This is a genomic window from uncultured Chryseobacterium sp., assembly GCF_936933875.1.
Classification (GTDB): domain Bacteria; phylum Bacteroidota; class Bacteroidia; order Flavobacteriales; family Weeksellaceae; genus CAKZIK01.
The window spans coordinates 18,803-44,046 of the sequence record NZ_CAKZIK010000029.1 but is presented as its reverse complement, the minus strand read 5'-3'; the positions used below and the strand labels follow the sequence as shown (position 1 = coordinate 44,046).

General features: G+C 36.0%; 27 protein-coding genes. 14 read left to right on the top strand and 13 right to left on the bottom strand.

What is annotated here, in order from left to right; translation table 11 throughout:
* Positions 1-88: 88 nt before the first annotated feature.
* On the top strand, positions 89-334 hold the full coding sequence (locus Q0252_RS04660) for a hypothetical protein (protein WP_297984301.1): 246 nt from the start codon (positions 89-91) through the stop codon (positions 332-334).
* Between the two features lie 136 nt (positions 335-470).
* On the opposite strand, the gene Q0252_RS04655 is transcribed toward Q0252_RS04660, so the two are convergent.
* Positions 471-833, bottom strand: coding sequence for a diacylglycerol kinase family protein (locus tag Q0252_RS04655; protein WP_297984299.1), 363 nt, complete (start codon positions 831-833; stop codon positions 471-473).
* Positions 834-1,011: 178 nt separating this feature from the next.
* Here Q0252_RS04655 and dnaN point away from each other — a divergent pair, with 178 nt between their 5' ends.
* The 3 genes from dnaN (at position 1,012) to Q0252_RS04640 (ending at position 5,588) form a co-directional block, all read left to right on the top strand.
* Positions 1,012-2,142, top strand: coding sequence for a DNA polymerase III subunit beta (gene dnaN, locus Q0252_RS04650; RefSeq protein WP_297984297.1), 1,131 nt, complete (start codon positions 1,012-1,014; stop codon positions 2,140-2,142).
* A gap of 509 nt (positions 2,143-2,651) precedes the next feature.
* Positions 2,652-5,051 (top strand): phenylalanine--tRNA ligase subunit beta, encoded by a 2,400-nt coding sequence (gene pheT / locus Q0252_RS04645; RefSeq protein ID WP_297984295.1) that lies wholly within the window; start codon positions 2,652-2,654, stop codon positions 5,049-5,051.
* A 132-nt stretch (positions 5,052-5,183) separates the two neighbouring features.
* Positions 5,184-5,588: an META domain-containing protein gene (locus tag Q0252_RS04640; RefSeq protein ID WP_297984293.1), complete on the top strand. Its 405-nt coding sequence runs from the start codon at positions 5,184-5,186 to the stop codon at positions 5,586-5,588.
* A 53-nt stretch (positions 5,589-5,641) separates the two neighbouring features.
* Here the strand turns inward: Q0252_RS04640 and Q0252_RS04635 are convergent, their stop codons facing one another.
* From Q0252_RS04635 to Q0252_RS04610, 6 genes are all read right to left on the bottom strand, one after another.
* Complete coding sequence (locus tag Q0252_RS04635; protein WP_297984291.1) at positions 5,642-5,884, bottom strand: hypothetical protein; 243 nt, start codon at positions 5,882-5,884, stop codon at positions 5,642-5,644.
* A gap of 54 nt (positions 5,885-5,938) precedes the next feature.
* On the bottom strand, positions 5,939-7,261 hold the full coding sequence (locus tag Q0252_RS04630) for a hypothetical protein (RefSeq protein WP_297984289.1): 1,323 nt from the start codon (positions 7,259-7,261) through the stop codon (positions 5,939-5,941).
* Positions 7,262-7,327: 66 nt separating this feature from the next.
* The gene (locus Q0252_RS04625) at positions 7,328-8,218 is read right to left on the bottom strand and encodes a 3-hydroxybutyryl-CoA dehydrogenase (protein WP_297984287.1); all 891 of its coding nucleotides are present in this window, start codon (positions 8,216-8,218) and stop codon (positions 7,328-7,330) included.
* A 62-nt stretch (positions 8,219-8,280) separates the two neighbouring features.
* Positions 8,281-9,096, bottom strand: a complete 816-nt coding sequence (locus tag Q0252_RS04620) for a M23 family metallopeptidase (protein ID WP_297984285.1) — start codon at positions 9,094-9,096, stop codon at positions 8,281-8,283.
* A 29-nt stretch (positions 9,097-9,125) separates the two neighbouring features.
* Complete coding sequence (bla, locus tag Q0252_RS04615; protein ID WP_297984283.1) at positions 9,126-10,037, bottom strand: class A beta-lactamase, subclass A2; 912 nt, start codon at positions 10,035-10,037, stop codon at positions 9,126-9,128.
* Between the two features lie 128 nt (positions 10,038-10,165).
* Positions 10,166-11,128, bottom strand: coding sequence for a Gfo/Idh/MocA family oxidoreductase (locus tag Q0252_RS04610; protein ID WP_297984281.1), 963 nt, complete (start codon positions 11,126-11,128; stop codon positions 10,166-10,168).
* Between the two features lie 124 nt (positions 11,129-11,252).
* Between Q0252_RS04610 and Q0252_RS04605 the strand changes: the two genes are divergently transcribed.
* A complete protein-coding gene (locus Q0252_RS04605) occupies positions 11,253-11,903 on the top strand; it encodes a protein-L-isoaspartate(D-aspartate) O-methyltransferase (RefSeq protein WP_297984280.1) in 651 nt (216 codons plus the stop codon).
* Positions 11,904-11,958: 55 nt separating this feature from the next.
* Here Q0252_RS04605 and Q0252_RS04600 read toward each other — a convergent pair whose 3' ends face one another.
* A complete protein-coding gene (locus Q0252_RS04600) occupies positions 11,959-12,948 on the bottom strand; it encodes an SDR family NAD(P)-dependent oxidoreductase (RefSeq protein ID WP_297984278.1) in 990 nt (329 codons plus the stop codon).
* Positions 12,949-13,146: 198 nt separating this feature from the next.
* Between Q0252_RS04600 and Q0252_RS04595 the strand changes: the two genes are divergently transcribed.
* The gene (locus Q0252_RS04595; RefSeq protein WP_297984277.1) at positions 13,147-13,428 is read left to right on the top strand and encodes a hypothetical protein; all 282 of its coding nucleotides are present in this window, start codon (positions 13,147-13,149) and stop codon (positions 13,426-13,428) included.
* Positions 13,429-13,452: 24 nt separating this feature from the next.
* Complete coding sequence (locus Q0252_RS04590; RefSeq protein WP_297984276.1) at positions 13,453-13,713, top strand: prevent-host-death protein; 261 nt, start codon at positions 13,453-13,455, stop codon at positions 13,711-13,713.
* Between the two features lies 1 nt (position 13,714).
* Here the strand turns inward: Q0252_RS04590 and Q0252_RS04585 are convergent, their stop codons facing one another.
* On the bottom strand, positions 13,715-14,872 hold the full coding sequence (locus tag Q0252_RS04585) for a serine hydrolase (RefSeq protein ID WP_297984274.1): 1,158 nt from the start codon (positions 14,870-14,872) through the stop codon (positions 13,715-13,717).
* Between the two features lie 136 nt (positions 14,873-15,008).
* Between Q0252_RS04585 and Q0252_RS04580 the strand changes: the two genes are divergently transcribed.
* Positions 15,009-15,314 carry a hypothetical protein gene (locus Q0252_RS04580; protein WP_297984272.1) on the top strand — a complete coding sequence of 102 codons (306 nt, stop codon included), beginning with the start codon at positions 15,009-15,011 and terminating at the stop codon, positions 15,312-15,314.
* Between the two features lies 1 nt (position 15,315).
* Here Q0252_RS04580 and Q0252_RS04575 read toward each other — a convergent pair whose 3' ends face one another.
* Complete coding sequence (locus tag Q0252_RS04575; protein WP_297984270.1) at positions 15,316-15,882, bottom strand: sugar O-acetyltransferase; 567 nt, start codon at positions 15,880-15,882, stop codon at positions 15,316-15,318.
* 113 nt (positions 15,883-15,995) lie between these two features.
* Here Q0252_RS04575 and Q0252_RS04570 point away from each other — a divergent pair, with 113 nt between their 5' ends.
* The 4 genes from Q0252_RS04570 (at position 15,996) to Q0252_RS04555 (ending at position 19,640) form a co-directional block, all read left to right on the top strand.
* Positions 15,996-17,981, top strand: a complete 1,986-nt coding sequence (locus Q0252_RS04570; RefSeq protein WP_297984268.1) for a urocanate hydratase — start codon at positions 15,996-15,998, stop codon at positions 17,979-17,981.
* Positions 17,982-18,016: 35 nt separating this feature from the next.
* Complete coding sequence (locus Q0252_RS04565; protein ID WP_297984266.1) at positions 18,017-18,382, top strand: hypothetical protein; 366 nt, start codon at positions 18,017-18,019, stop codon at positions 18,380-18,382.
* On the top strand, positions 18,379-18,807 hold the full coding sequence (locus tag Q0252_RS04560; RefSeq protein ID WP_297984264.1) for an SRPBCC domain-containing protein: 429 nt from the start codon (positions 18,379-18,381) through the stop codon (positions 18,805-18,807). Before Q0252_RS04565 ends, Q0252_RS04560 begins: the two co-directional genes overlap by 4 nt.
* Before the next feature lie 254 nt (positions 18,808-19,061).
* Positions 19,062-19,640 (top strand): hypothetical protein, encoded by a 579-nt coding sequence (locus tag Q0252_RS04555; RefSeq protein WP_297984262.1) that lies wholly within the window; start codon positions 19,062-19,064, stop codon positions 19,638-19,640.
* A 34-nt stretch (positions 19,641-19,674) separates the two neighbouring features.
* Here Q0252_RS04555 and Q0252_RS04550 read toward each other — a convergent pair whose 3' ends face one another.
* Positions 19,675-21,222, bottom strand: coding sequence for a S41 family peptidase (locus Q0252_RS04550; protein WP_297984260.1), 1,548 nt, complete (start codon positions 21,220-21,222; stop codon positions 19,675-19,677).
* An 86-nt stretch (positions 21,223-21,308) separates the two neighbouring features.
* On the opposite strand from Q0252_RS04550, the gene Q0252_RS04545 reads away from it, so the two are divergent.
* The gene (locus Q0252_RS04545) at positions 21,309-21,800 is read left to right on the top strand and encodes a sigma-70 family RNA polymerase sigma factor (RefSeq protein WP_297984258.1); all 492 of its coding nucleotides are present in this window, start codon (positions 21,309-21,311) and stop codon (positions 21,798-21,800) included.
* 16 nt (positions 21,801-21,816) lie between these two features.
* On the top strand, positions 21,817-22,395 hold the full coding sequence (locus tag Q0252_RS04540; protein ID WP_297984257.1) for a hypothetical protein: 579 nt from the start codon (positions 21,817-21,819) through the stop codon (positions 22,393-22,395).
* A gap of 87 nt (positions 22,396-22,482) precedes the next feature.
* Here the strand turns inward: Q0252_RS04540 and Q0252_RS04535 are convergent, their stop codons facing one another.
* Positions 22,483-22,716 carry a hypothetical protein gene (locus tag Q0252_RS04535; protein ID WP_297984256.1) on the bottom strand — a complete coding sequence of 78 codons (234 nt, stop codon included), beginning with the start codon at positions 22,714-22,716 and terminating at the stop codon, positions 22,483-22,485.
* A 290-nt stretch (positions 22,717-23,006) separates the two neighbouring features.
* Positions 23,007-25,223 (bottom strand): NADP-dependent isocitrate dehydrogenase, encoded by a 2,217-nt coding sequence (locus tag Q0252_RS04530; RefSeq protein WP_297984254.1) that lies wholly within the window; start codon positions 25,221-25,223, stop codon positions 23,007-23,009.
* Between the last annotated feature and the right edge of the window lie 21 nt (positions 25,224-25,244).

Below are 25,244 nucleotides of genomic sequence, written 5' to 3'. Positions count from 1 at the left end.
GTCAAGAATCAAGTAAAAAGAATCAAGTTTTTAAAATCCACTAATGCACGAATTAGAAAAATTCGTGCATTAGTGGCAAAAATACCGAATGTCAACCAAAACTTTCTACATCAACGGCGAAGACTTCGACGATTTGCAAGGTTTTTATGAAGTTGTTTCAAAACATTTACTTCCAAACGAAGACTGGAAACTCGGAAGTTTGGATGGTTTGAACGATGCTTTGTTCGGCGGTTTCGGAGCATTTGAAAATGTAGATTCCGTAAAATTTATCTGGAAAAATTCAGAAAAAAAACAGAAAAGATTTGGGTTTGGAGGCCACGAAAAAATGGCTTAAAGCGAAACTTAAAGATCCAAATTTCAATCAAAAATTTGTTCAGAAAAGTCTGGATGATTTGCAAAAAGGAAACGAGAAGACGCTCTTCGACATTGTTCTCGAAATTTTTTCAGATCACAAGGAAATCGAACTGGTTTTAGAGTAAGTCTGAAACATATTTCCAGTAAACCAAAATACCCACAAAAACCGCTGCAATCGCCAAAATCAAAACCGCACCTGCCGCAATGTCTTTGATGAATTTGATTCTTTCGTCATATTCCGGTTGAACGATGTCGCAAACTTTTTCAACTGCCGTGTTCAGAATTTCTGCACTTAAAACTGCAAAACAAGTCAGTAAAATAATGGCAGCGTCAGTAGTTGAAAGTTTCAAAAAAACAATCAGTCCGAGATTTAGAATTAAAGCCAAAACTTCAATCTGAAAATTTCTTTCAGAACGAAGCATAAGAAAAATTCCGCGGAAAGCATTGTAAAAACTTAGGTGTACCGGTGGTTTGCGCATCTTGTTTTTTTACAAATTTAAAGCTTTTTCCGGATGTAAAATTCTTCAAAAAAAATAGCTTCAATGTTGATAAATAAATGACGGAAATTTTTAAGAGTTCGCCCAATTTTATATATTTGTCAAAATAAAAATTTCGTGGCAAAACTGCCACATTTTCAACAGAAAATAAATACATCACATGAAATTTATTGTTGCCAGCGGAGAATTACAAAAAGCACTCAACACAGTTAGCGGTGTTATTTCAAGTTCTCAATCAAGACCAATTCTTGAAAATTACCTGTTTGAACTCGAAGAAAACAATCTAAAAATAACTGCTTCCGACGGAGAAACCACTTTGGTAACTTCTTTGGAAGTGAAATCCGAAGATACCGGGAAATTTGCTGTTCCTGCAAAAATTTTCCAGGATTTTGTAAAAACTTACTTAGAACAGCCGTTAACACTTTCTGTAAAAGATTCTGCAGACGGAAACGGAAGCTTGCTTGAGATTTTGGACGAGAAAGACAACTTCGCTGTCGCTTTGGACAATGCAGAAGATTATCCGGAACTTCCTGAATTTGATGCTTCACAAAGCGTCAAAATTTCAGCCGGAGTTTTGTCAGAAGCTTTAACCAACACGCTTTTTGCAACATCAAACGATTCTTTGCGTCCTGTGATGACGGGCGTTTTGTTTCAGTTTAAGGAAGACGAAACAAATTTTGTTTCAACGGATTCTCACAGATTGGTAGTGTATAAAAGAACAGATTTAATCAACGCAGACCCAATTGAATTCATCATGCCGAAAAAGCCATTGAGTATTTTCAAAAATATTTTGGCGAATTCTAACGACGATGTAACGATTGAGTTTAACGAAAATATGGCGAAATTCACGTTTGGAAACAATATTTGGATTTGCCGTTTGATCGATGGAAAATACCCGAACTACACCGCGGTAATTCCTAAAGAAAACCCGAATGTTTTGACGATTAACAGAAATCTTTTGTTGAGTTCCATCAGAAGAGCTTCGATTATGTCGAACAAATCTACAAATCAGGTGCGTTTCAAGCTGTCCGGAAATATTTTGCACCTTCACGCAGAAGATACGGAGTACGCAAACAAAGCAGACATGCAGATTCCTTGCGATTATAATGGAGAAGATATCAACATCGGTTTTAGCTCAAAATTCTTAACGGAAATGCTTTCCGTTTTAGGTTCAGACGATATCACCATGAAAATGTCTCAACCAAACAGACCGGGAATTATCGAGCCAGTTGACGGTTTGGAAGACGAAGAAAACATTTTAATGTTATCAATGCCGGTAATCGGTATGTAGGGTTGATTTGCTAATCAACTGTACCACAACATTGTCGATTGTAAAATATATTGAGACTTGAATTTTTTTCAGGTCTCAATTTTTTTTGGAGCAACAAGATTTCAAATTCTCCGAAATTTCGGTCCGGTTTTCCATTACAATCTTTTTCCGCGGCGACTCGTCGCCGCGGAAAAAGGATTTCCATTACAACCCGGGCTACAACTTCATTCGGTTTTTCTTTCCAATTAGTCAAAGTTTAAAAATCTTTGACAGAAATTATCAAAACCCAACGGTTTTGCTAACAGTCAACTCTTTCAGAGTTCCAAACTCTGAAAGGGTTTTTAAAACAAAAAAAATAAAAAAAAATAAGTGCATTCGTGGCATTATTTAATCCCAAAACCATCCACATTTTCTCAAAAAATCCCGATATTTGCAAATTATAAGTTTTTCTAAGCGAAGCGCCTTTGCGCACTTAAAAAACATTCAATTATTAGAAAATCTTTGCGCACTTTGCGTTTAAAAAAGAACAAATGAAAATATCAAACAGCTGGTTGAAAGACTATATCAGAACAGATTTAAAATCCGAAAAAATCGGAGAATATCTTACCGATATCGGTCTTGAAGTAGAAGGAATTGAAAAATTTGAATCCGTAAAAGGAAGTCTTGAAGGTATTGTTGTAGGTAAAGTAATCACTTGTGAACAGCATCCAAATGCAGACAAACTGAAGAAAACTACCGTTGATGTTGGAAACGGAAAAGTTCTAGATATCGTTTGTGGCGCACCGAATGTTGAGGCAGGACAAACTGTTCCCGTTGCAGTTATAGGAACAAAAATTTACGCAAAAGACGGAAGTTCATTCGAAATTAAGGAAGCGAAAATTCGTGGCGAAGTTTCTCAGGGAATGATTTGCGCAGAAGATGAATTAGGTTTAAGCGATGACCACGGAGGAATTATGATTCTGGATGAAACCTACAAAGTGGGAGACGCTTTCGCAGATTATTTCGAGCTTTCCAATGATGAAGTTTACGAAATCGGTTTAACGCCGAACAGAACAGATGCGATGTCGCATTATGGCGTTGCAAGAGACTTGCACGCGTTTTTAAGTTCAAACCAACTGAAAACGGAATTTGAAAAAACAGTTTCTCAACCCTTGAATATTTCAGGAAGCAACGATTTTAAATTAGAGGTTGAAGATTCAGAACTGTGTCCAAGATACATCGGAGCGGTTATAGAAAATGTAAAAGTTTCCGAATCCCCGGAATGGTTGAAGAACCGATTGAAAGCGATTGGTTTAAGCCCAATCAATAATATTGTAGATATTACCAACTATATTCTTCATGGTTTCGGACAACCGCTTCACGCTTTTGATGCAGATAAAATTGCAGGAAAAACAGTGAAAGTGGGAGTGAATCCAGAAGGAACAAAATTCAGAACTTTGGACGGTGCAGAACGTACTTTGGCTGGTTCTGAAATTATGATTAAAGACGGCGACAACAATCCAATGTGTATCGCGGGAGTGTTTGGTGGCGAAAATTCAGGCGTTTCGAATGAAACAAAAACGATTTTCCTGGAAAGCGCGTATTTCAATCCTGTTGCGGTAAGAAAAGGTGCAAAACTTCATGGTTTAAATACGGATGCGTCTTTCCGTTTTGAAAGAGGTGTGGACCCCAATAATACGAGAGCATCCATTACTCAGGCAATCAAAATGATTGAAGAAATTGCAGGTGGAACAATGACTGGACAATTATTGGAGCATTATCCAAAGAAAATTGAAGACCATTATGTGATTTTGAGATTCTCGAAAGTAGAGCAAATTTTGGGTACAAAAATGCACCGTGAGAAAATTAAAGAGATTTTAAAATCTTTGGATATCCAAGTGTTGAATGAGATCAACAACGGATTGGAAATTTCGGTTCCAGCCTACAGAGCGGATGTAACGAGAGAAATCGACGTCATTGAAGAAATTTTGAGAATTTATGGTTACAATAAAATTGATGCGCCTCAAAAAATTTCGTTCACGCCTGTAAAACTAAGTTTTGATGACCAAGATGCGTTAGAAAATCAATGGGCTAGAACTTTGCAAAGCAATGGTTTCAACGAAGTGATGAACAACTCATTGACTTCATTAAAGGACGAAACCGATGCTGTGAAATTGCTTAATCCTTTGAGTTCAGATTTGGCTTTCATGAGAACTTCTTTATTGGAAGGACTTTTGAGTAACGCGATTTACAATATCAACCGTAAAAATCAGGACATCAAGTTTTTCGAACTCGGAAAAATTTACCATAAAAAGGAAGAGTACGAAGAGAGAAAGCAATTGGCAATTATGGTTTCAGGAAGAAATGCTGCTGAAAATTGGTTACAGCCAAAATCTGCAACAGATTTCTATTATCTGAAAGGGTATGTAAAAATTCTTTTGGATAAACTAAATTTAGACATCACCGAAAAATCTTTGGAAGACAGCCGATTTTCTGATGCTTTGGAATTTGTTGCCGGAGATAAAGTGGTAGCGAGATTAGGAAAAGTAGCTCCTCAAATGCTGAAAGATTTCGATTTGGAACAGGAAGCTTACTATGCTGAAATCGAAGTGGAAACTTGTCAGGAACTTCGTTCTAAAGAGAATTTAAAGTTTGTGGATATTCCTAAATTCAACAGAATCAGAAGAGATTTGGCTTTGCTTTTAGACAAGAATGTTTCTTATGCTGATTTGTACAGAACGGCGAAGAAAAACCCTTCAAAATATCTGAAAAACATTAATCTTTTCGATGTTTATGAAGGTAAAAATCTTCCGGAAGGCAAAAAATCCTACGCCTTGAGTTTCGAATTGCTGAACGAGGAAAAAACCTTGGAAGAAAAGGAAATTGCAGAAGTAATGAACTCGCTGATTAAGTCTTTCCATAAGGAATTTTCTGCAGAACTTCGTTCGTAACAAATTTCTAAAAAATACATAACCCTGTTCAGATTTTGAGCAGGGTTTTTTGTTGGAAGTGGCAATTTATCGGCTGTTTTTCCGTTCGTTTCATTATAAATTCTTAATTTTATAAAAATTAAAAGTAAAACAATGAAGCAATATATTTTAAGTTTTTTCGCCGCAGCTACTTTGGTTTCCTGTTCAGCAATACCCACATCGGGTTCTAAAGTCGGAAAAGCACAGGCTTTTATCGGAGATTCGAAATGGGTACTTGCAGATAATGTGAAAGGAAAAACGCCTACTTTAAATATCGCAGACGGAAAAATTACAGGAACAGGAGGCTGCAACAATTATTTTGGAGATGTAGTTCTGGACGCTACTGCCGGAAATTTTTCAGCAAAAAATATTGGTGCTACTAAAATGGCTTGTGATAATATGAGTACGGAAAGCAATTACTTTTCGATGTTGGGAGAAGCCAATAAATATGTTGTCAACGGAAACACGCTTGAGCTTTATAAAAATCAGTTGCTGTTGCTGAAATTCAATAAAAATTAAGAGCGTTAAAGCATAAAAAAAGGAACTCAAAACCGAGTTCCTTTTATTTTGTATTATTCGTCGTCTTCCTCGTCGTCGTATTTTGCAAGTTCTTCATCACACCATTTAAAAGCCTGCTCCACAACTTTAGTTGCTTCATCTGCCATTGTTTCTTCGTCATCGCCTTCCAAATCGTCCAACCATTCTACTTCTTCCTCTTCTACATTAAGGATAAATCTTGGGTATTCTGTATGAACTACGAATAAATCTTCAGGAAAATCTGAATTGTCGGCTAATAAAAATTTAGGTAATTTCATTGTTATCTATTTTAGAATTTTTAATGCATTAATGTTTATCAAAGATAAATAATTTTATTGAAACTTATTGGTGTCGATTTTAACTTTTTTCAAAACTTTATGAGTGGTTAAAGTCGTTTTTTGCAAGGTATCATTTGGTTTGAAAGTCAGTTTAATATTCGGATTTACGGTACTAATTAATTCTGTAATCTGTACATTATCAAGATTTTCTGGATTTTGAATATAGAATTTCAAAGGCGCCTTTTTGAGATTTTCTTGCTCCAAAAATCTTGAGATTTCCTTACGGTTTTCCAAATAATTTCCGCTTGAAAGTGCAGTGAAAATCAAACCTGTTATTAAACTCAAAACCGTAATTCCGTAAGTATATTTTCCTAAAATCTGATATATTTTTTTGAAGTAAACCAACCAAACCGGAAAACTGAAAGGCGCTAAAAGTCGGTAATCCAACGCATCCATCGAATAGAAATATTGGATGAAAAATGAACAGATAATTCCTGCAACTCCTGTAAAGACAATGAATTTTTCGTTTTCTGAGAGTTTGTTTTTGATAAAAATGTAAGCCATCAAAACAATATTGAGAGCGCCAATTCCAAAAATCCCAATGTTCATCATTCCGCCATTAGGATTGGAAATATGGATGAAAGGATTGAATGTTGTAGTTATTCCCGCGAAAAATTCTGTAATCATTTGTGAAGTTGGTTTTACACCGATTTCCAGAAATTCATTGATGTAGTTTGAATTAAATCTGTCGATGAACAAAAATTTGTATAAAACGATATACAGAATGCCAATTCCTGCCGAAATAAGAAAGATTTTCCCGTATTTCTTTCTGAATTGAATCAAACCAAAAAGAAAAACTGCCCCAACAAAAAACAGTGCACTGTAACGGATGCTGTAAAGGGAAATTAAACTTAATGAAAGTAATAAAACGCTTTTCCAAAACGGCCACGAATCAATAATAATTTGCCTTGAAATATAGAGAAAAAGAAATACGAACGGCAGGATTAAAGCTTCACTTACGGTATAAGAAAATATCGAGACAAAGCTGAACAAACCACAAATCAGAACGGTTTCTTTAAAATAAAATTTCTTGGCTCTTGCAAAAAATACAATGAAAAGATAGGCTAGAATCCCGACAACTTTGCTGCTCCAAAATTCGTCCAATCCTAAAAAAGTAAACAGTTTTAAACTCAAAGGATAACCAAGTGGAGTTGTTGTGTTATCAATCTCAGGAAAAACATTTGCGGTTCGCATAAAACGGATAGAATCGGGAGTTGCACGTCCTTTTTCGTTCAGTAAAAAACGAAGAATGGTCATCACAAAAGTAGCGATGACCAAAAATATTTTTATTCTGCTTTCGAAAAGATGTCTCCTCATGTTTTGTTTTGCCACAAATTCACGAATGTATTCTTTAATTATTTGTGCATTCGTGGCTTCAATTTTTTATTTCGAGAACATTTTCGCCACTTTTTCTGCTTTTTTAGATTCAGAATAGTCATAGAATCCTTCACCGCATTTTACGCCTAATTTACCTGCGGTTACCATATTGACCAACAACGGATTTGGTGCGTATTTCGGATTTTTAAAACCGTCATACATCACATTCAGAATTGCCAAACAAACATCAAGACCGATGAAATCTGCCAATTGCAAAGGTCCCATTGGATGAGCCATTCCGAGTTTCATTACGGTATCAATTTCTTCAACTCCGGCAACGCCGTTGTACAAAGTTTCAATGGATTCGTTAATCATCGGCATCAAAATTCTGTTCGCTACAAATCCCGGATAATCGTTAACTTCCACCGGAACTTTACCCAAGTTTTTGGACATTTCTGCCACCGCGTTGTACGTTTCCTGCGATGTAGAGTAGCCTTTGATGATTTCCACGAGTTTCATAATAGGAACCGGATTCATAAAGTGCATTCCGATTACTTTTTCAGGTCTTTTCGTAGCTGAAGCAATTTTCGTGATGGAAATAGAGGAAGTATTGGTTGCCAAAATACAGTTTTTCGGAGCCAGTTCATCCATATTTTTGAAGATTTTCAGCTTCAAATCAAGATTTTCAGTAGCTGCTTCCACAATCAAATCTGCGTTTCCTGCCGCATCTTTTAAGTCCGTAAAAGTGGTGATATTTCCTAAAGTTTCTGCTTTCTGTTCTTCGCTAAGGTTTCCTTTGGCAATAATTCTGTCCAGATTGGAAGTAATGGTTTTCAGAGCACGCTCTAAATTTTCTTCTTTTACATCCACCAAATTTACCTTAAAACCGGTTTGTGCAAAGGTGTGCGCAATTCCGTTCCCCATAGTTCCGGCTCCGATAACGACGATATTCTTCATAAAATTTCTTTGAATTGTAAGTTTCCCAAAAATAAGAAATTTCGGGCTTTTACCTAGAATAATCAGTAGTTTTTGGTGTAGAATTTCTTTTCCTCGAGAAAGGTTGCGTTGCTTTTAGAAGTTTTAAATTTTGTTTTAATGTAAACACGGTCGCCTTCCAATCGGTTCAGATAAACCGAAAGGTGGAGATGAGGCCCGTTTGTCCAACCAGTATCGCCGCTGTAACCGATCAATTGGCCTTTTTCAACTTTGTCGCCGCGATTTATTTCAACGCCGTTTTGCTGAAGATGTGCATATTCTGCAAAAGTTCCGTCGGGATGAATGATGATAATTTTGTTATTCATCTTCGCACATTCGTAGGTTAAACATCTTTGGTTGTATTTTTCTTCGGTATCGACAACGATTCCTTCGCGAACAGCAAATATTTTGTCTCCTTTTTTAAGGTTAAAATCTAAAGAATTTTGGTTGTGATGAGAAAAATTCCCGTTATATCCCTGGTCGATTCTATAGGTTTTTCCTTTTTCAAACGGAAGATTGTAAATGTACGAATCATCAAATTTTTGAAGCGTAACGTCCCCGAAATTATATTTTACGGTATACTGAAAGCGATAATTTTTGTTGGCTTGAACAACTGAAACTGTCGTTACTAAAAACTTTTTTGCTCTTGCGGGAATTACAATAATTTCATCACTTTTTAACGTTGATTTCATATTCATCAAAGTGAATCTGAAAGCGGCAGACATGGGCGAAAATTCCTCATTGTCGGCAAAAACTTTGTAAGTTGTTCCGCTTTTTTCAACATTGAATTTTAAATTCCAGTCCTGCGAAAAACCGAACTCGAAAAGTAAAAGTGCAAATACAGAAAGTAATTTTTTCATACGTTCTTAAAAACAACTTTTATGCAAAATTATTTTAGATGAAAAAAGATTTCGGATTTTGGCTCATTCAAATAATCCCAAACCGCCTTCGAAATATCCGAAATCATTTTACAGTTAACTTCATTAGTTTCCGTAGAATCGCTTACAAAGATGGATAAAGTATAATGTTTTCCGTTGGGAAGGGTAATGATGGCGATGTCGTTTTCTGCGCCAACCAAACCGTCTTTGTTTCTTCCTGAAAAACCGGTTTTATGAGCAACCGGAGTTCCATTGGGTAATTGTTCTACAATTTTATTGGTTCCGGTGGTAGTTCCGAGCATTACTTTCATGAGAAATTCTGTTGAAGTAGGAGAAATCATTTTACCTTTAAAAAATTGCTCTAAAAGCTGAATGGCAGATTTCGTTGTAGTAAAATTTTGATATTGGTTTTCCCATTCGCTTTGCATGATTTCTTCATTAAAAACAATTTGAGTGTTTTTTCCGCCTTTAGAAATAATATATTCATGAACCACTTCTGGTCCGCCAATTAATCTTAAAAGTACGTCGCAGCCAACATTGTCGCTCATCGCAACGGCGTAATAAATAAGGTCTGAAACCGACATTTCAAAATTTCCCTGTGGATATTTTTCACGAATTGGGCTCCAAGTATCGGGAAGGAGCTCTGATTTTTTGATAAATACTTTCTGTTCAAGCTTCAGTTGTCCTTTATCCACCAAATCCAAAACCGCCAAAGCAATATGAAACTTAAAAACACTCTGCATCGGAAGTTTTTTCGAGGCATTTTCGTTACCGTAATTAAATGGAAAATCTAATCCTTTTATTGAAACGGCAACAGTTGCATTTTTACCTTTGATAATTTGAGAAATTTGCTTTTTAAGTGTGGATTTTTGTGCAAAAACTAAAACTGAAAAAAAAAGGAATAGTATTGTAATTTTTTTCATAGACTTTTTTACATAAAGTTTGTCATTCCGTAGGAATCTCGACAAAATTAATTTTCAAATGTTTAGATTCCTGCGGAATGACAAAAATGCTGTTAATTTTATAACTCAATATTTGCCTCAACCTCAACCTAACTAATCAGCTTCATAATTTCTAACGCTACTTTCAGTGCTTCCGTTCCGTCTTCCAAAGAAACTTCCACGTTTTTGTTTTCTGTAATGGCATCTGCAAAACTTTCAAGCTCATCCAAAATCGCATTATTAGCCTGAATATTAGGGTATTCAAACAAAATCTGGTTTTTTTCGCCGTCTGCATTTTCAATAATCATATCAAAAGGTGTCGGATTTTCCGGTGCGTCTTTCATTCGTATCACTTCAGCTTTCTTTTCAAGGAAATCTACAGAGATATAAGCGTCCTGCTGAAAAAATCTCGATTTTCGCATTGCTTTCATTGAGATTCTGGAAGTCGTTAAGTTTGCCACACAGCCGTTTTCAAACTCAATTCTCGCGTTGCAGATGTCCGGTGTTTTTGAAACCACACAAACTCCGGAAGCGTGAATTTGCTTCACTTTTGAATTTACCACACTCAACAAAATATCCAAGTCATGAATCATCAAATCCAAAACCACAGAAACATCCGTTCCCCTCGGATTAAATTCCGCTAAACGGTGAATTTCAATAAACATCGGATTTTTAATGAAATCTTTAGTCGCAATAAAAGCGGGATTGTATCTTTCAACGTGTCCAACCTGCGCTTTGATGCCGAATTCTCTGCATTTGTACAAAATCTCTTCTGCCTGCTGCAAAGTTTGCGTTACCGGTTTTTCGATGAAGAAATGTTTGCGGTTTTCGATGGCTTTCATCGCGTAATCGTAGTGATACAGCGTTGGTGTTACGATGTCAATCATGTCGACTTGAGAAAGCAAATGGTCAAAATTTTCGAAATATTGGTATCCAAATTCGGCCTCAAGTTTTTTTCCGTTTTCTTTATCGGGGTCAAAAAAGCCAACCAGTTCGTATTTTTCGGACTGATTCAACAGTTTTAGATGTATTTTTCCGAGGTGACCTGCGCCAACCAAACCTGCTTTAAGCATAGAAATAATGTTTTATCAAAGATAATAATTAGATGTCAGATTTCAGATATTAGATTTAAAGCAATGCTGGAAAAATCTGTTATCAAATGTCCAAAATTTGATGTCTATTACCTATTTTTGTTGAATGCAGGATTCGTTCGTACACAAAGGAAAGCGTAAAATTTTAGTTGATTATCTCCGTGAAAAAATTGGGATTTCAGATGAAAATGTCCTGAAAGCCATGTCTCAAGTTCCGCGTCACCTATTTATTGAAAGTATTTTTGAAGATTACGCTTATGAAGACCGCGCTTTTCCGATTGCGGCTCATCAAACTATATCGCATCCTTCAACTGTTGCCGAACAAAGCGAACTTTTGCAGGTAAAATCGGGTGAAAAAATATTGGAAATCGGAACAGGTTGTGGTTATCAAACTGCGGTTCTTTTAGCAATGAATGCTCATGTTTACACCGTTGAGCGACAAAAAGACCTGTTCGATTTTTCAAAAAAGAAGTTTCGTGAAATGCATTTAAGACCAAAATTTCAAAGTTTTGGTGATGGTTTTGCGGGTTTGCCGACTTTTGCTCCTTTTGACAAAATCATCGTGACTTGTGGCGCAGAAAATCTTCCAACGGAATTATTGAAACAGTTAAATGTTGGTGGAAAAATGGTAATTCCTCTGGGAAAGACTGATGAACAGGTGCTTTTCAGATTCACCAAAATTTCTCCGACAGAATTTGAAAAAGAAGAATTTGGAGCCTATAAATTTGTACCGATGTTGGGAAATACAAGCAAATAAGAAATTAAAAAATAGAGATTAAAAAAGACATTCTCAATTGAATGTCTTTTTTTAATTATTTTTTTGAAAAGCTTTTATTAATGATCATATAACCCAAACCTAATCCAATGCCTGTTAATAATGCATTTTTTACCTTTTTTGAAGGTATAGGAATTGCCGTTTCACCATAAATTCGATGTGGTTCGCTGGAAGAAGCTAAAATATTTCCCGGGCTGTCCGGTGCATTTTTCATTTTCATCATCATTCGCATTCCTGCAGATGCAGTGTTGATTAAAGCTGAAGGCATTATTGAATGTGCAGTTTTCAAAAGATAAGAAACTGCATCAGGAAACATTCCTTTTCTCGGGAATTTTGCCAACTCCACAATTTTTGCTGCAGTATCTCTGGGATCCGCTGCAAAAGGAGGAACTTTAAAATCTAACCACGAATATTTTGCAGAGTGCGAATTTCCTGTAGAACGCTGAATTTGAGGGTAAATATTGGAAATATGCACATCCGGAAAATCCGAAATTTCCCCTTGAAGGCATTCCATCAATCCTGCAATCCCCTTTTTGGAAGCGGAATACGCAGCACTGTATGGAGCAGGCATAAATGCTCCAATTGAAACATTATTAATCAACACTCCTTCTTTTTTATTTTTGAAGACAGGCAAAACATTATAAGCAGAATACATATATCCGAAAAGGTTGGTTTTAATCACCTGTTCCTGTGTTTCCATCGGTATTTCCTCAAATTTTCCACTCGCCATTACACCTGCGTTATTTACCCAATAATCAATTCTTCCGTTGTATTCCAACGCTTTTGCAACAAGATTTTTTACGTCTTCTTCCTTCGAAACATCGGTTGGAACGGCAACTGCATTCACTTCCAAATCATGACAAAGTTGAACGACTTCATCAAGCCCTTCTTTTCCTCGCGCAGCCAAAACAACATTACAGCCTTCCAAAGCAAACGCTTCTGCAACAGCTCTTCCGACACCACTTGAAGCTCCGGTAATTACAACCGTTTTTCCGGAAATGCTTTTATTTTTTGAATTATTTTCCATTGATTTTACATTTTTAGAAGCATAAAATTAGCGGTTAATAAACAATTAGTAGCCAATTGAATATGATTTTGTAAAGAATAAATTGAATTGTATAAAGGTGAAAATTCGACAAAAAATGATGTAAAAATTTAAAAAGAAGCTGTAATATTTTTGGTGTTGATTTAACATAATTTTACTTTAAATCAAATCGAAAATAAAATGAATACAGACAGCAATCCAAAAGTACAGGATAAAAATTTAGAAGAACTGAATTATCCTTCCAGCGAAGATATTTACAACAAAGAACCTCACGTTTCATTAGACGGAGACGGCATTCCTGAAACTGATGAGTTGCCGCAAGATGAACTCGAGCTCGATGTTCCGGGTGCTGAACTAGACGATGCACAACAGATTGTCGGTTCGGAAGATGAAGAAAACAATTATTGGAGTTTAGGTGGCGATAACCACGAAGACCTTGAAACTCCGGAAGATATCAATTAATACCAATCACAAAGTAGTAAAATTATGGACACGAATAATTTCAAAAAATCACAAAATTTCGACAATTTAGAAAGCAATCAAGCCCACAATGCTAATCTGGATGCCAATCACAATCAAATGGCAAAAGATTATATTTCGGAAATGCGCTCTCAGAAGCAGCAAGCAACCCGCGAAGGTTTTATAAACAAAGCCAAAAACGACTGTCCGCCGGAAGCTTGGGCAAATCAGGAAAAAGCTTACAATGATGCTTGGGAAGCCAATAAAAATTCAAATCTTGAAGAATAATTTATTCAGAATAATCAAACTGAAACTCACTCAAATCGGGTGAGTTTTTTCTTTTTCTTGAAGTTTCAAAATTGTAAACCATTTCACCAAGCTTTTTCATAAATGGGAAACCGATAGTTTCGTAATCGTATTTGTCATCATTCAAAGTTTCATCTTCATTGCAATAAATAGTTGCGGAAAGCATAAACTCAATGTTCTTTTCAAAATCTACAATATAAGCTGCGTCGGTTAATTGTCCATAAGCATCACCCACTTTGTTGAAAATGCGGATGTTTTTTGGTCTATCGCCTTTTCCAGATCCATAAAAAAGAAATTTACAAACAGCATCGTATTCATTTTCAGAATAGGCAGGAAACTTGCTCTCCTGTGGAAACATCGACATCGATTTCAACAAAAGCAATCGGTCTTCATTGGAAATGTGGAAACTTTTTTCAGAAGGAAAAATTAAATTTTGAAGAATAGAATGCAAGTCATTTAAAGGCAATCTGTTTTTCAATGAAAAATCCATAGGTTCATTGATGAGGTTTTCTCCTTTGTAATAGGCTTTTCCGATAAAATCATTTCTTTTTTCAAACTGAAACTTGCTGACTTTTAAAGGTTCTGAATAAATTATTTTTCCACTGTTATCCAAAAAAGAAATAGGGTTTGTTGCGGCATTTTCTTCGGGAGTTAGAAAAATTTCAAGTCGGTGACGAATTTGTGTTTTTTCATAACCTTTTTTCCGAAGTTCCTCATTGATATATTCTTGACCTAAAAATTCGTACAGTCGGTTGTAAGAGGCATTATCACTCACCAAAAGAATTTGTTTGATGTAATTTTGGATGGTTGGAAGTCCATTCTCAGCATTTTTTTCGCTTGTTGTTTCAGTTTGTCCAGAAAAAGCTGCTCCGAAATTGATAGTCGTTTTTTTATCAATTTTAAGTTCATTCAGACGCTGCAAAGCAAGGATCGTTAAAGGAAATTTTACCGTTGAAGCCGGGTAGAAGTAGGTGTTTTCATGAGCATTCAATTCAAAGTTTTTGAAAGTCGGTTTGTTGTTTTCATCCCGATTAATTTGGGTGTAAATAATTTGCGCCTTATATTTTTCTTTCTGATTTAAAATATTGGAAATCAAAGAATCCTGTGAAATATATTGGTAGAAATCTTGCGAATTTTCCATTTTTTGAACAGATTTTTGTGTTGAACAGCCTATTAAAACGAGTATTAGCGAGACGGTGAAAAAGACTGTTTTCATATTTCATTTTATTTCTCACTAAAGTTACTGGAAACTTTTAATTTTTTGGTAATTTTGAAAAATGAGTCCTGAAGCAGCAAAACTTTTCGAAAAACTGGTACAGGAAATGATAGACGACGGTTTCGAACGCATTTCCGAATTTTCCTTCTACAAAAGAATGGAAAATATCACTGTTTCACTCATCGACAATGCTGTTTCTATCACGTACAAAGGAAAAAGTTACGGATTAATTCCGGAAAAAGAATTTCTGAAACTCAACGACAGCATTTATCCATTGCTCACTTCGGTAAGAACCGTGCTTGTTTTTTCCTTGCAAAGAGAAATGGGGAGAATGATGGATTATCTGCATATTTTTTTCCCGAATTAATTTACAAATTTTCTGAAATGTCTCTCACCACTCTACACGGATTTCCCACGGCTAGAACATTTGTTGGAATATCTTTTGTTACAACGCTTCCGGAGCCAATAACAGCATTATCTCCAATGGTAACTCCCGGCAAAACCACTACATTTCCACCAAACCAAACGTTGTTACCTACAGAAATCGGTTTCGCGAATTCTAAACCTTCATTGCGCTCTTTCACCTTTAAAGGATGACCTGCAGTATAAAAACTACAGTTTGGGCCGATGAAAACATTGTTTCCGAATGTAACTTTTGCACCGTCCAAAATTAACAAATTATGATTGACGTAAAGATTTTCGCCAAATGCGATGTTGTAGCCGTAATCGCACCAAAAAGGAGGTTCAATAAGAAAATTTTCAGTTTTTGTTTTGGTGAGTTCGCGGATAATTTCACGACGTTTTTCAATATTTTGATAAGCAGTTTTGTTGAATTCATCGCAAAGAATTTTGCATTCATCACGCTCTATCAGAAGTTCTTCGTCAAAGTTGGCGTTGTATAAAATTCCTCGTGCACATTTTTCCTTTTCAGTCATTTTCGATTTTTTTTTAAAGGTAGAGGTTTCAACTGAATCTTCGATTTTCCTTTCAACTAAATTTTGAATATCTTTAAAACCTTTAATATTGAACTTTGAACCTTGAATTTACAATGATTTTCCAAGACCAAATACAACAGGGAATTCCTTCTGAATTACCGCAACCTAAACCTTTTGAGCCGCAAATTAATCACGCACCAAAACGCAAGGAAATCCTCAACGAAGAAGAGAAAAAACTCGCTCTGAAAAACGCTTTACGTTATTTCGAACCGAAATTTCATGCAGAACTCATTACGGAATTTAAAAAGGAACTCGAAGATTTCGGCAGAATTTACATGTACCGTTTTCGTCCGGATTATGAGATGAAAGCGCGTTCCATTTCCGATTATCCCGGAAAATCTGAACAAGCCAAAGCGATTATGCTCATGATTCAGAACAATTTGGATTATGCGGTGGCTCAACATCCTCACGAACTCATAACTTATGGGGGAAACGGTGCGGTTTTTCAAAATTGGGCGCAATATCTTCTGACGATGAAATATTTGTCGGAAATGAATGACGAACAGACTTTGGTAATGTATTCCGGTCATCCAATGGGACTTTTTCCAAGTCACAAAGATGCACCAAGAGTTGTGGTAACCAATGGTATGGTCATTCCAAATTATTCAAAACCAGATGATTGGGAAAAATTTAACGCACTTGGAGTTTCGCAATATGGACAAATGACGGCCGGAAGTTACATGTACATCGGTCCACAAGGAATTGTTCACGGAACGACGATTACGGTGTTGAATGCCTTCAGAAAAATTAATAAAGAACCAAAAGGCGGATTATTTGTGACTTCAGGTTTGGGCGGAATGTCCGGAGCGCAGCCAAAAGCAGGAAATATTGCGGGTTGTATCACGGTTTGTGCGGAAGTAAATCCGAAAATCACCAAAATTCGTCATGAGCAAAAATGGATTGATGAAATTCATGAAAACTTGGATGAATTGGTTGCAAGAGTCAGAATAGCACAGAAAAATAATGAAACTGTTTCTTTGGCGTATCTTGGAAATGTGGTGGAAGTCTGGGAAAAATTTGATGAAACCGGTTTGAAAATCGATATAGGTTCGGATCAGACTTCACTTCACAATCCGTGGGCAGGTGGTTATTATCCTGTAGGAATATCTTTTGAAGATTCCAATATAATGATGGCAGAAAATCCGGATTTATTCAAAGAAAAAGTTCAGAAAAGTTTGAGAAGACACGCTTCCGCCATCAATAAACACACAGCAAAAGGTACCTATTTCTTCGATTACGGAAATGCTTTCTTACTGGAAGCCTCAAGAGCCGGAGCCGACGTCATGGCAGAAAATCCAACTTTAGGTAGAGAATTTAAATATCCGAGTTATGTTCAGGATATTATGGGACCGATGTGTTTCGATTATGGTTTCGGGCCTTTCCGTTGGGTCTGTGCGAGCGGAAAACCGGAAGATTTGCAGAAAACAGACGAAATCGCTTCCCAAATTTTAGAAGAAATCATGAAAAATTCGTCACAGGAAATTCAGCAACAAATGGCGGATAATATTCAGTGGATAAAAGGAGCGCAGGAAAATAAACTTGTCGTTGGTTCTCAGGCAAGAATTCTTTACGCCGATGCAGAAGGAAGAATGAAAATCGCAGAAACCTTCAATAAAGCCATCAAAAACGGCGAAATTGGTCCGGTTGTTTTAGGTCGAGACCATCACGATGTTTCGGGAACGGATTCTCCTTACCGCGAAACTTCTAATATTTACGACGGTTCCAGATTTACTGCAGATATGGCAATTCACAATGTGATTGGCGACAGTTTCCGCGGCGCAACCTGGGTTTCCATTCACAATGGAGGCGGCGTCGGTTGGGGAGAAGTAATCAATGGTGGTTTCGGAATGCTCCTCGACGGAAGTGACGATGCCGACAGAAGACTAAAATCTATGCTTTTTTGGGACGTCAACAACGGAATTTCCCGCAGAAGTTGGGCAAGAAACGAAGGCGCTATTTTCGCGATAAAACGCGCAATGGAAGTGGAACCGAATTTGAAAGTGACGTTGCCGAATTTTGTGGATGAAAATCTGCTATAATTAAAAGTTGAAAATTTAAAATTCAAAATGATTTTATGAATATTCATTCACAATTTACATTTCTGCATTTTTTACTTATTGGTATTATCTTGCTGATTGCGAATGTGGTTTTGCATATATTTAAAAGAAGAAAATTCAAGGAGATTTTGAATTTGTGGATAATCATTCCTGCTGTTATCATTACAATACTTACCGCATTTTATCAGGAAAAATTCTGCAGCGGAATGTATTGTGGAACGCGTTATGGTTTACCGCGACAAATTTTTGATATGGCCCATTACATCGGCAAAGATCAGGTAGATGTTCGCGTTGTTTCTAAAATGCACTGGAATTATTTCTTTCAGAATTTTTTACTTATTTTTCTGTTTCTGAACATCATCAAAAATATTCTCAAAAAATGAAAAAACTAGAATTCTCCATCCCAATCAACGCAACCAAAGAAAAAGTTTGGGAAGCCCTTTGGAAAGACGATAATTACAGAAATTGGTGTGCGGTTTTTCATGAAGGCTCACATTATGAAAGTGATTTAAAGGAAGGTTCCAAAATTTATTTTTTGGGTCCCGATAAAAGCGGAATGTTTGCCACGATTGAAAAAATGGTTCCTTATGAGAAAATGTATTTCCTTCATAAAGGTGATTATAAAAATGGTGTAGAACAGACAGAAAACTATGGAGAAAATGCCATTGAAAATTATGATTTGTCCGAAGAGAACGGTACTACAACGCTTTCTGTAACGATGAACGCGCCGGAAGATTACATTCCTTATTTTACCTCTACATTTCCTACTGCTTTGGAAAAAGTAAAAGATATCGCTGAAAGGTTATGAAAACTTTCGTCCTGATATTTTTACTGATTTTCAGTTTTGGATTTTCACAAAAAGTGGTGATTAAAACTGATAAAAGTAATATCGTTGTTAAACGTTATCCCAAAAAAGCATCAATTATAGTGGTGAATTTTTTACATTACAAAAGTATAGATAATCAAAAATTCAGGTAACAATTTTTTTTGGAGATAAGAAATTTTCAAATCCATTTAACTTGTCTTTGATATTGGAGTCTAAACTTAATTAAATGAATTTTTATGAAACTCTCCATTCCAAAACCCTGTCACGAAAACTGGGATGTAATGCCTCCTGATGAAAAGGGGAAATTCTGCAGTGTTTGTTCAAAATCGGTTCACGATTTTACTTGTTCTTCTGATGAAGAAATTGTAGCTGCTTTTTCACGTTCCGAAAATGTTTGCGGCAGATTTAATGAAAATCAGCTTAACAGAAATTTGAATGGAAATATTTCGAAAATTTTGGCAGGATTAATGTTGACTTCAGGTGCAGTTGCAAGTGCACATGCGCAGCAAACGCTCAAAAACAATCCTAAAAACCAACTTCAGAACATTAAGCCAACAATGGGGAAAGTTAAACAGGTTAGTTTAAGAGTAGATACACTGAAAAAACCGCCAAGAATGGTTTTGGGAGCACCTATAAGAAGCGAAACCGACGTGCAGCAAAAACCACTTTACGTGTACAAAGACAATATTATTTCTGAAACAAAATTTAGAAATATTGATTCAAATAAAATAAAAAAAGTAACCGTGTTGAAAGGCGAAAAAGCTGTTAAAAAATATGGCAGTAAAGCAAAGTACGGCGCAATTGAAATTGATTAATTTATTTTAAAATATATGTTAATAACAAATTTTTTCAAAACTGAGAAGATTTGTCGTTTTTAATATCCTGCATCACCCAGTCCAACTGAATATCTTTCTTCTGTAAAACTTCCAGCAAAGTAGGAACAATTTCTACATTTGGAACAACGCCTTTTTTTGTATTGGTGAATTGAATATTGGGTTGAATCAGCATTAAACCGATGGGTAATGTCAATTTGCTGTTTGGCAATTTTTTGGTAGAGTATCTTCCTGCAACAGTTCCGTCGTTTGCCCCGCCGGTTTCCTCTCCAACAATTGTTGCACGTTGGTCTCCTTTTAGTTTTGAAGGCAAAATAGCCGCCGCCGAAAAGCTGGAACCATTAACCAAAACATAAATTTTTCCTTTGAAATTATCTTTTTTGGGTTTTTTCAGACCGAATATTCCGTTATTGCGAAGAAGCGTTTTTCTATTGTTTTTCTTGATGGAGAGTGCTGTCCCAATCAGATAAAAAGGATAACCAATCACGCCAATTGGTTTCGTAATCAAAGGGAAATTCGAGAAGTAATCTGCTTCATACATCGCTTTTGGTGAAGTGATTTCAATATCATTAATAAATTTAAAATCATCATCCACCAAATAGGAATACAGGTTGTTGATTTCCGCTAAACTTCCTCCCAAATTATCACGAATGTCCAAAACAAGGTACTTTGCGGGCGATTTTTTGATGGTTGCAAAGCTTTCACGGTAAAATCTTTTTGAAAACGTTCCGGAGAAAGTTTTGATTCTCATGTAGGCAACCGTACTGTCTTTAAGTGGAAACTGCAAATCCCGGTTGTAAGATTTCGTCAGGATATTGTAGTCTTTGGTCTTGCCTTTTTCGGATTTTGTTATTTTTTTATTGGCGGTTTCTTCCTTTTTCTTTTCCTCTTTCGTGAGTTTTTCTCGGTGGATATAGAAATTCTTTATTTCATGATTAAATTTGGTCTGAATTTTTACACTGTCCAAAATTCCGTTCTCTACGGTAAAATAACCTGGCCATCTTCTCGCCATTGAATAAGGCTGAAAAGTAGTATTGAAACCATCACTGTTAACATAAGGTTCGTAACGTTCCAAATAAACTGAAACCGGAATATCCTGAATTTGCAAAATTTCAGTTCCAACGGCAATATTTTCAAATTTTTCGGCATTGTCTTTCACGAAAATTCTGTTATCTTGAACAACGTAATTCATCCGGCTGAAAAGACCTTTTTGGTTTTCCAGATTTTTAATTTCTTTTCTGGTGAGTCTTTTTGACGGGACTCTCAGAGCCAAATGACCTTCCCGAATATCTGAAATTACGGGCGCCAGTTTTTCAAAAAAATCAGATGGATTCAAAGGTTTGTTGATGGTGGTTTTCAGAGAATCAAATTTTTTATCAAGACTTTCTTTGGAGATATACCAGTATAAATTGGGATGCAGTTCCTGAAGATTTTTATAAGTATAATCTACATCAGCACGAAGTTTTTCGGGAGCTATCGTTGTTTCCAGGTGTTTGTTGTATTGCTTTACCGAAACACAGGAAGTAAAAAGGAAAATAGTAACAAGAAAAAGGTAGTTTTTCAATCTGTAATTTTTGATAAAAATAAAAAATTTTAATTTTTCTGTAACAAATTTTTCTTATTACTACTTACTATTTAGAAACAGGAACTATGCAAAACGCCGAAAAGGACTTTTTGGAAAAAATGGAAAAGCACAAAGGTGTGGTTTTCAAAATTTCCAAGATGTATATGGATAATTTCGACGATCAGAAAGATCTGTTTCAGGAAATTACTTTTCAGGCGTGGAAAGCATATCCAGGTTTCGAAGGGCGCAGCGAATTTTCAACCTGGCTTTACCGAATTGCACTGAACACCGCTATTATCTTTTTAAAATCTGAAAAAAAGCGCAGCATTTTTGCCAGTTCAGATTTCGAAAATTTAAAAGTGAAAGTAGAAGAATACGATGATGAGCAGGAACAGAAAATGAAGAAAATGTATGACGCGATTCATCAACTCAATCCCATAGACAAAGCCTTGATTTTTTATTTCCTCGAAGATTACAGCGGAAAACAAATGGCAGAACAGTTGGGTTTAACAGAAGTAAATTGTCGTGTAAAGCTCAACAGAGCAAAAGAAAAACTAAAAGAACTCATCAGCAAATAATTCAAAATTCAAGAAAATGGAACTTGATAATATAAAAGACCTCTGGAAAAAAGAAGAAGTGTCGGAAACACCCGAAATTTCTACCGAACAGCAAAGTGAAATTCATAATCCGTTGCAAAAAATCCGTAAAAATTTGTGGATGGAAATATGTCTTAATATCGTGGTACTAATTACTCTTATCCCACTTTCAAAAGTTTTTAGTGAAAATCCTCTTTTGCGTTGGACACTCATGATAATTTATTTTTTCATCATTGGATATTTTACACTAAAGTTTTATAAGTTTTATAAAAAAGTCAATTTATTAGGAACCAATACTTTGTATCACTTGCAGGGATTGAAGTTTGAATTGATTTTGCTGAAAGAATTGTACAAAGCATACTACGTTTCCAACATACCATTTTTTATGGGTGTTTTATTTTTATTTCTTCAAAAGAATGACTTTTCAAAATATCCTGATTTGATAATGAGTTATGCACCTTACATAATCTTCTTCTGCATAGTTGCGTTTACTTTAGGATTTGGAGTTTGGTGGTTTGAAAATTATTACGGAAAACATATTAAGCAAATACAAAAGATAATTGATGAGTTAAAATAGACAAAACAAATTTTGAGAGGAATTCAATAGGAGCGGGCTTTAGCCCGCTTTTTAATGGTAAAATGACGTTTGGCTTTAGCCAAAATTTTAATTACAATTCTTCACATCACTCAAAAACAGCCTTTGGCTTCCCGTGTTTGCAGGAACAGCAACATCATCACTCGGAATGTAAAACACGGTTCGCAAAATTTCAGGAACATAAATTTTTACTTTCATCTGTTGATAACCGCTTGGTTCGTAAGAAATCCAAAAACCTTTTGGATGTAATCCCCAAGTTCCGTAATATATGGAAGATTTTTCAGTATTAATGCCGGCCAACATTGCAAAAACAACAGTCCAAAAAGCAGAAGCAGTTTTTTCATATTTAGTGTTTTAATAGATAGGTGTTTCAAAATTAACTGTAGAAAAAGAATACTTGTTTTAATTAATTTTAAATTTTTAGATTTTCTAACACAGGTTTGCTGAAAAGAAAATTTATCAAATGTAAAAACATTGAAAGCGATATTAAACAGTTATTTACCTGAGTTTTCAACAATAAAAACACCCCCTCAAATTTGAGAGGGTGCTTTTATGTTCAGAATTCACTGCTCAGCAAATTCACAATTCACTTTTTACATTCCGTTTATAATTGAATTTAAAGTAAATGATGGTCGCATTGCTGCATTTGTTTTTGTGAAATCTACATGGTAGTATCCACCAATATCTTGTGGTTTTCCTTGCGCAGCGATTAATTCTTCATTAATTTTTGCTTCGTTTTCCTGCATTGCTTTGGCAATTGGTTTGAATTTTTCAGCCATTTCTGCATCTACATTTTGGTTCGCCAAAGCTTCAGCCCAATACATTGCCAAATAGAAATGTGAGCCTCTGTTGTCGATTCCGCCTACTTTTCTTGCTGGAGATTTATCTGTTGCCAAGAATTTCGCGTTTGCTGAGTCTAATGCATCTGCTAAAACCTGTGCTTTTTTGTTATCCTGAGTTTGAGCCAAATGCTCCAAAGAAGCCTGCAACGCTAAGAATTCTCCCAGAGAATCCCATCTTAAATAGCCTTCCTGAATAAACTGCTCGATGTGTTTCGGTGCAGAACCTCCGGCTCCGGTTTCAAACAAACCACCACCGTTCATTAAAGGAACAATAGAAAGCATTTTTGCAGAAGTTCCAAGTTCCAAAATAGGAAACATATCGGTTAAGTAATCTCTCAAAACATTTCCTGATACCGAAATGGTGTCTTTTCCTTCACGACCTCTTTTTAAAGTTTCCAACATCGCGTCTTTTACATCCATAATTCTGATGTCAAGACCCGTTAAATCGTAATCTTTCAGGTATTTATCCACTTTTTTGATGATTTCTCTGTCGTGCGCTCTTGATTTATCCAGCCAGAAAATTGCAGTCGTATTTGAAAGTTTTGCTCTGTTCACGGCTAGTTTCACCCAATCCTGAATTGGCGCATCTTTCGTTTGACACATTCTGAAAATATCACCGTTTTGAACTTTCTGTTCCAATAAAGTATTTCCGTTTTCGTCCAAAACTTTTACAGTTCCTTCAGCCGAAATTTGGAACGTTTTATCGTGAGAACCATATTCTTCAGCTTTTTGAGCCATCAAACCAACATTGGGAACTGAACCGAAAGTTTTCGGGTCAATTGCGCCATTGGCTTTCATATCGTCGATAATCGCTTCGTAGAAACCAGCGTAAGTTCTGTCCGGAATGATGCAAACCGTGTCTTCTTCAGCGCCGTCTTTATTCCACATTTTTCCGCCACCACGAACAAGCGCTGCCATTGAAGCATCTACAATAACATCTGAAGAAACGTGGAAATTGGTGATTCCCTGGTCAGAATTTACCATCGCAATTCTTGGTCCGTTTGCAATTGCAGCATCAATATCTGCCTTGATTTCTGCTTCTTTCTCGTTTCCTGCAATTTTTTCGTAAAGTGTTGCCAATCCGAAGTTTGGATTGATGTCCAAAGCATCAAAAGTCTCCTTATATTTTGCAAAAACATCTTTAAAATACGTTTCCACAATTGCCCCGAAAATAATAGGATCAGAAACCTTCATCATCGTTGCTTTCAAGTGTGCAGAAAGAAGCACATTTTTCTCTTTGGCTTCATCAATTGCGGTTTGAACGAACGATTTTAAAGCATTTAAATTCATTACAGAAGAATCGATCACTTCACCGGCTTTCAAACCTGAAAAATCTTTAAGAACCTTTTCAGAACCGTCGTTTCCGTAGAAAACAATTCTGAATTTTCCTTCATTTTCAATGGTTGTTGAATTTTCAGTTCCGTAGAAATCACCCTCAGACATATGAGCCACAGAAGTTTTAGAGTCTGCGCTCCAAACGCCCATTTTATGAGGATTTGCTTTTGCGTAATCTTTTACTGATTTCGGAGCACGTCGGTCTGAATTTCCTTCTCTTAAAACAGGATTCACCGCAGAACCCAACACTTTTGCATATTTTGCATTGATGGCTTTTTCTTCATCATTTTTCGGTTCAACCGGATAATTTGGAAGATTGAAACCTTGTTTCTGCAATTCTGCAATCGCTTCTTCCAGCTGTGGAACAGATGCAGAAATATTCGGAAGTTTGATGATGTTGGCTTCAGGAGTTGTAGCCAACTTTCCTAATTCTGCTAAATAATCTGGAATTCTTTGCTCCTCAGTTAAAGCATCAGGAAAATTCGCTAAAATTCTTCCTGCCAAAGAAATATCCGGAACCAGAATTTCGATGTTCGCAGAATGTGTAAAAGCCTTTACAATCGGCAAAAACGAATGCGTTGCCAACATTGGCGCTTCATCAGTTAAAGTGTAGTAGATTTTTGCTTGTGACATTATTGTAGTTTATCTTTTTTT

What these genes read in the sequence shown, in the direction of transcription:
- bla (WP_297984283.1), bottom strand. Translation starts at nt 10,037, where the DNA reads ATGAAAAAAATTACAATACTATTCCTTTTTTTTTCAGTTTTAGTTTTT.
- Q0252_RS04640 (WP_297984293.1), top strand. Translation starts at nt 5,184, where the DNA reads ATGAAGCAATATATTTTAAGTTTTTTCGCCGCAGCTACTTTGGTTTCC.
- Q0252_RS04580 (WP_297984272.1), top strand. Translation starts at nt 15,009, where the DNA reads ATGAGTCCTGAAGCAGCAAAACTTTTCGAAAAACTGGTACAGGAAATG.
- Q0252_RS04530 (WP_297984254.1), bottom strand. Translation starts at nt 25,223, where the DNA reads ATGTCACAAGCAAAAATCTACTACACTTTAACTGATGAAGCGCCAATG.
- Q0252_RS04590 (WP_297984276.1), top strand. Translation starts at nt 13,453, where the DNA reads ATGGACACGAATAATTTCAAAAAATCACAAAATTTCGACAATTTAGAA.
- Q0252_RS04535 (WP_297984256.1), bottom strand. Translation starts at nt 22,716, where the DNA reads ATGTTGGCCGGCATTAATACTGAAAAATCTTCCATATATTACGGAACT.
- Q0252_RS04605 (WP_297984280.1), top strand. Translation starts at nt 11,253, where the DNA reads ATGCAGGATTCGTTCGTACACAAAGGAAAGCGTAAAATTTTAGTTGAT.
- Q0252_RS04610 (WP_297984281.1), bottom strand. Translation starts at nt 11,128, where the DNA reads ATGCTTAAAGCAGGTTTGGTTGGCGCAGGTCACCTCGGAAAAATACAT.
- Q0252_RS04635 (WP_297984291.1), bottom strand. Translation starts at nt 5,884, where the DNA reads ATGAAATTACCTAAATTTTTATTAGCCGACAATTCAGATTTTCCTGAA.
- dnaN (WP_297984297.1), top strand. Translation starts at nt 1,012, where the DNA reads ATGAAATTTATTGTTGCCAGCGGAGAATTACAAAAAGCACTCAACACA.
- pheT (WP_297984295.1), top strand. Translation starts at nt 2,652, where the DNA reads ATGAAAATATCAAACAGCTGGTTGAAAGACTATATCAGAACAGATTTA.
- Q0252_RS04570 (WP_297984268.1), top strand. Translation starts at nt 15,996, where the DNA reads ATGATTTTCCAAGACCAAATACAACAGGGAATTCCTTCTGAATTACCG.
- Q0252_RS04600 (WP_297984278.1), bottom strand. Translation starts at nt 12,948, where the DNA reads ATGGAAAATAATTCAAAAAATAAAAGCATTTCCGGAAAAACGGTTGTA.
- Q0252_RS04575 (WP_297984270.1), bottom strand. Translation starts at nt 15,882, where the DNA reads ATGACTGAAAAGGAAAAATGTGCACGAGGAATTTTATACAACGCCAAC.
- Q0252_RS04595 (WP_297984277.1), top strand. Translation starts at nt 13,147, where the DNA reads ATGAATACAGACAGCAATCCAAAAGTACAGGATAAAAATTTAGAAGAA.
- Q0252_RS04560 (WP_297984264.1), top strand. Translation starts at nt 18,379, where the DNA reads ATGAAAAAACTAGAATTCTCCATCCCAATCAACGCAACCAAAGAAAAA.
- Q0252_RS04585 (WP_297984274.1), bottom strand. Translation starts at nt 14,872, where the DNA reads ATGGAAAATTCGCAAGATTTCTACCAATATATTTCACAGGATTCTTTG.
- Q0252_RS04545 (WP_297984258.1), top strand. Translation starts at nt 21,309, where the DNA reads ATGCAAAACGCCGAAAAGGACTTTTTGGAAAAAATGGAAAAGCACAAA.
- Q0252_RS04555 (WP_297984262.1), top strand. Translation starts at nt 19,062, where the DNA reads ATGAAACTCTCCATTCCAAAACCCTGTCACGAAAACTGGGATGTAATG.
- Q0252_RS04620 (WP_297984285.1), bottom strand. Translation starts at nt 9,096, where the DNA reads ATGAAAAAATTACTTTCTGTATTTGCACTTTTACTTTTCGAGTTCGGT.
- Q0252_RS04540 (WP_297984257.1), top strand. Translation starts at nt 21,817, where the DNA reads ATGGAACTTGATAATATAAAAGACCTCTGGAAAAAAGAAGAAGTGTCG.
- Q0252_RS04630 (WP_297984289.1), bottom strand. Translation starts at nt 7,261, where the DNA reads ATGAGGAGACATCTTTTCGAAAGCAGAATAAAAATATTTTTGGTCATC.
- Q0252_RS04565 (WP_297984266.1), top strand. Translation starts at nt 18,017, where the DNA reads ATGAATATTCATTCACAATTTACATTTCTGCATTTTTTACTTATTGGT.
- Q0252_RS04660 (WP_297984301.1), top strand. Translation starts at nt 89, where the DNA reads ATGTCAACCAAAACTTTCTACATCAACGGCGAAGACTTCGACGATTTG.
- Q0252_RS04655 (WP_297984299.1), bottom strand. Translation starts at nt 833, where the DNA reads ATGCGCAAACCACCGGTACACCTAAGTTTTTACAATGCTTTCCGCGGA.
- Q0252_RS04625 (WP_297984287.1), bottom strand. Translation starts at nt 8,218, where the DNA reads ATGAAGAATATCGTCGTTATCGGAGCCGGAACTATGGGGAACGGAATT.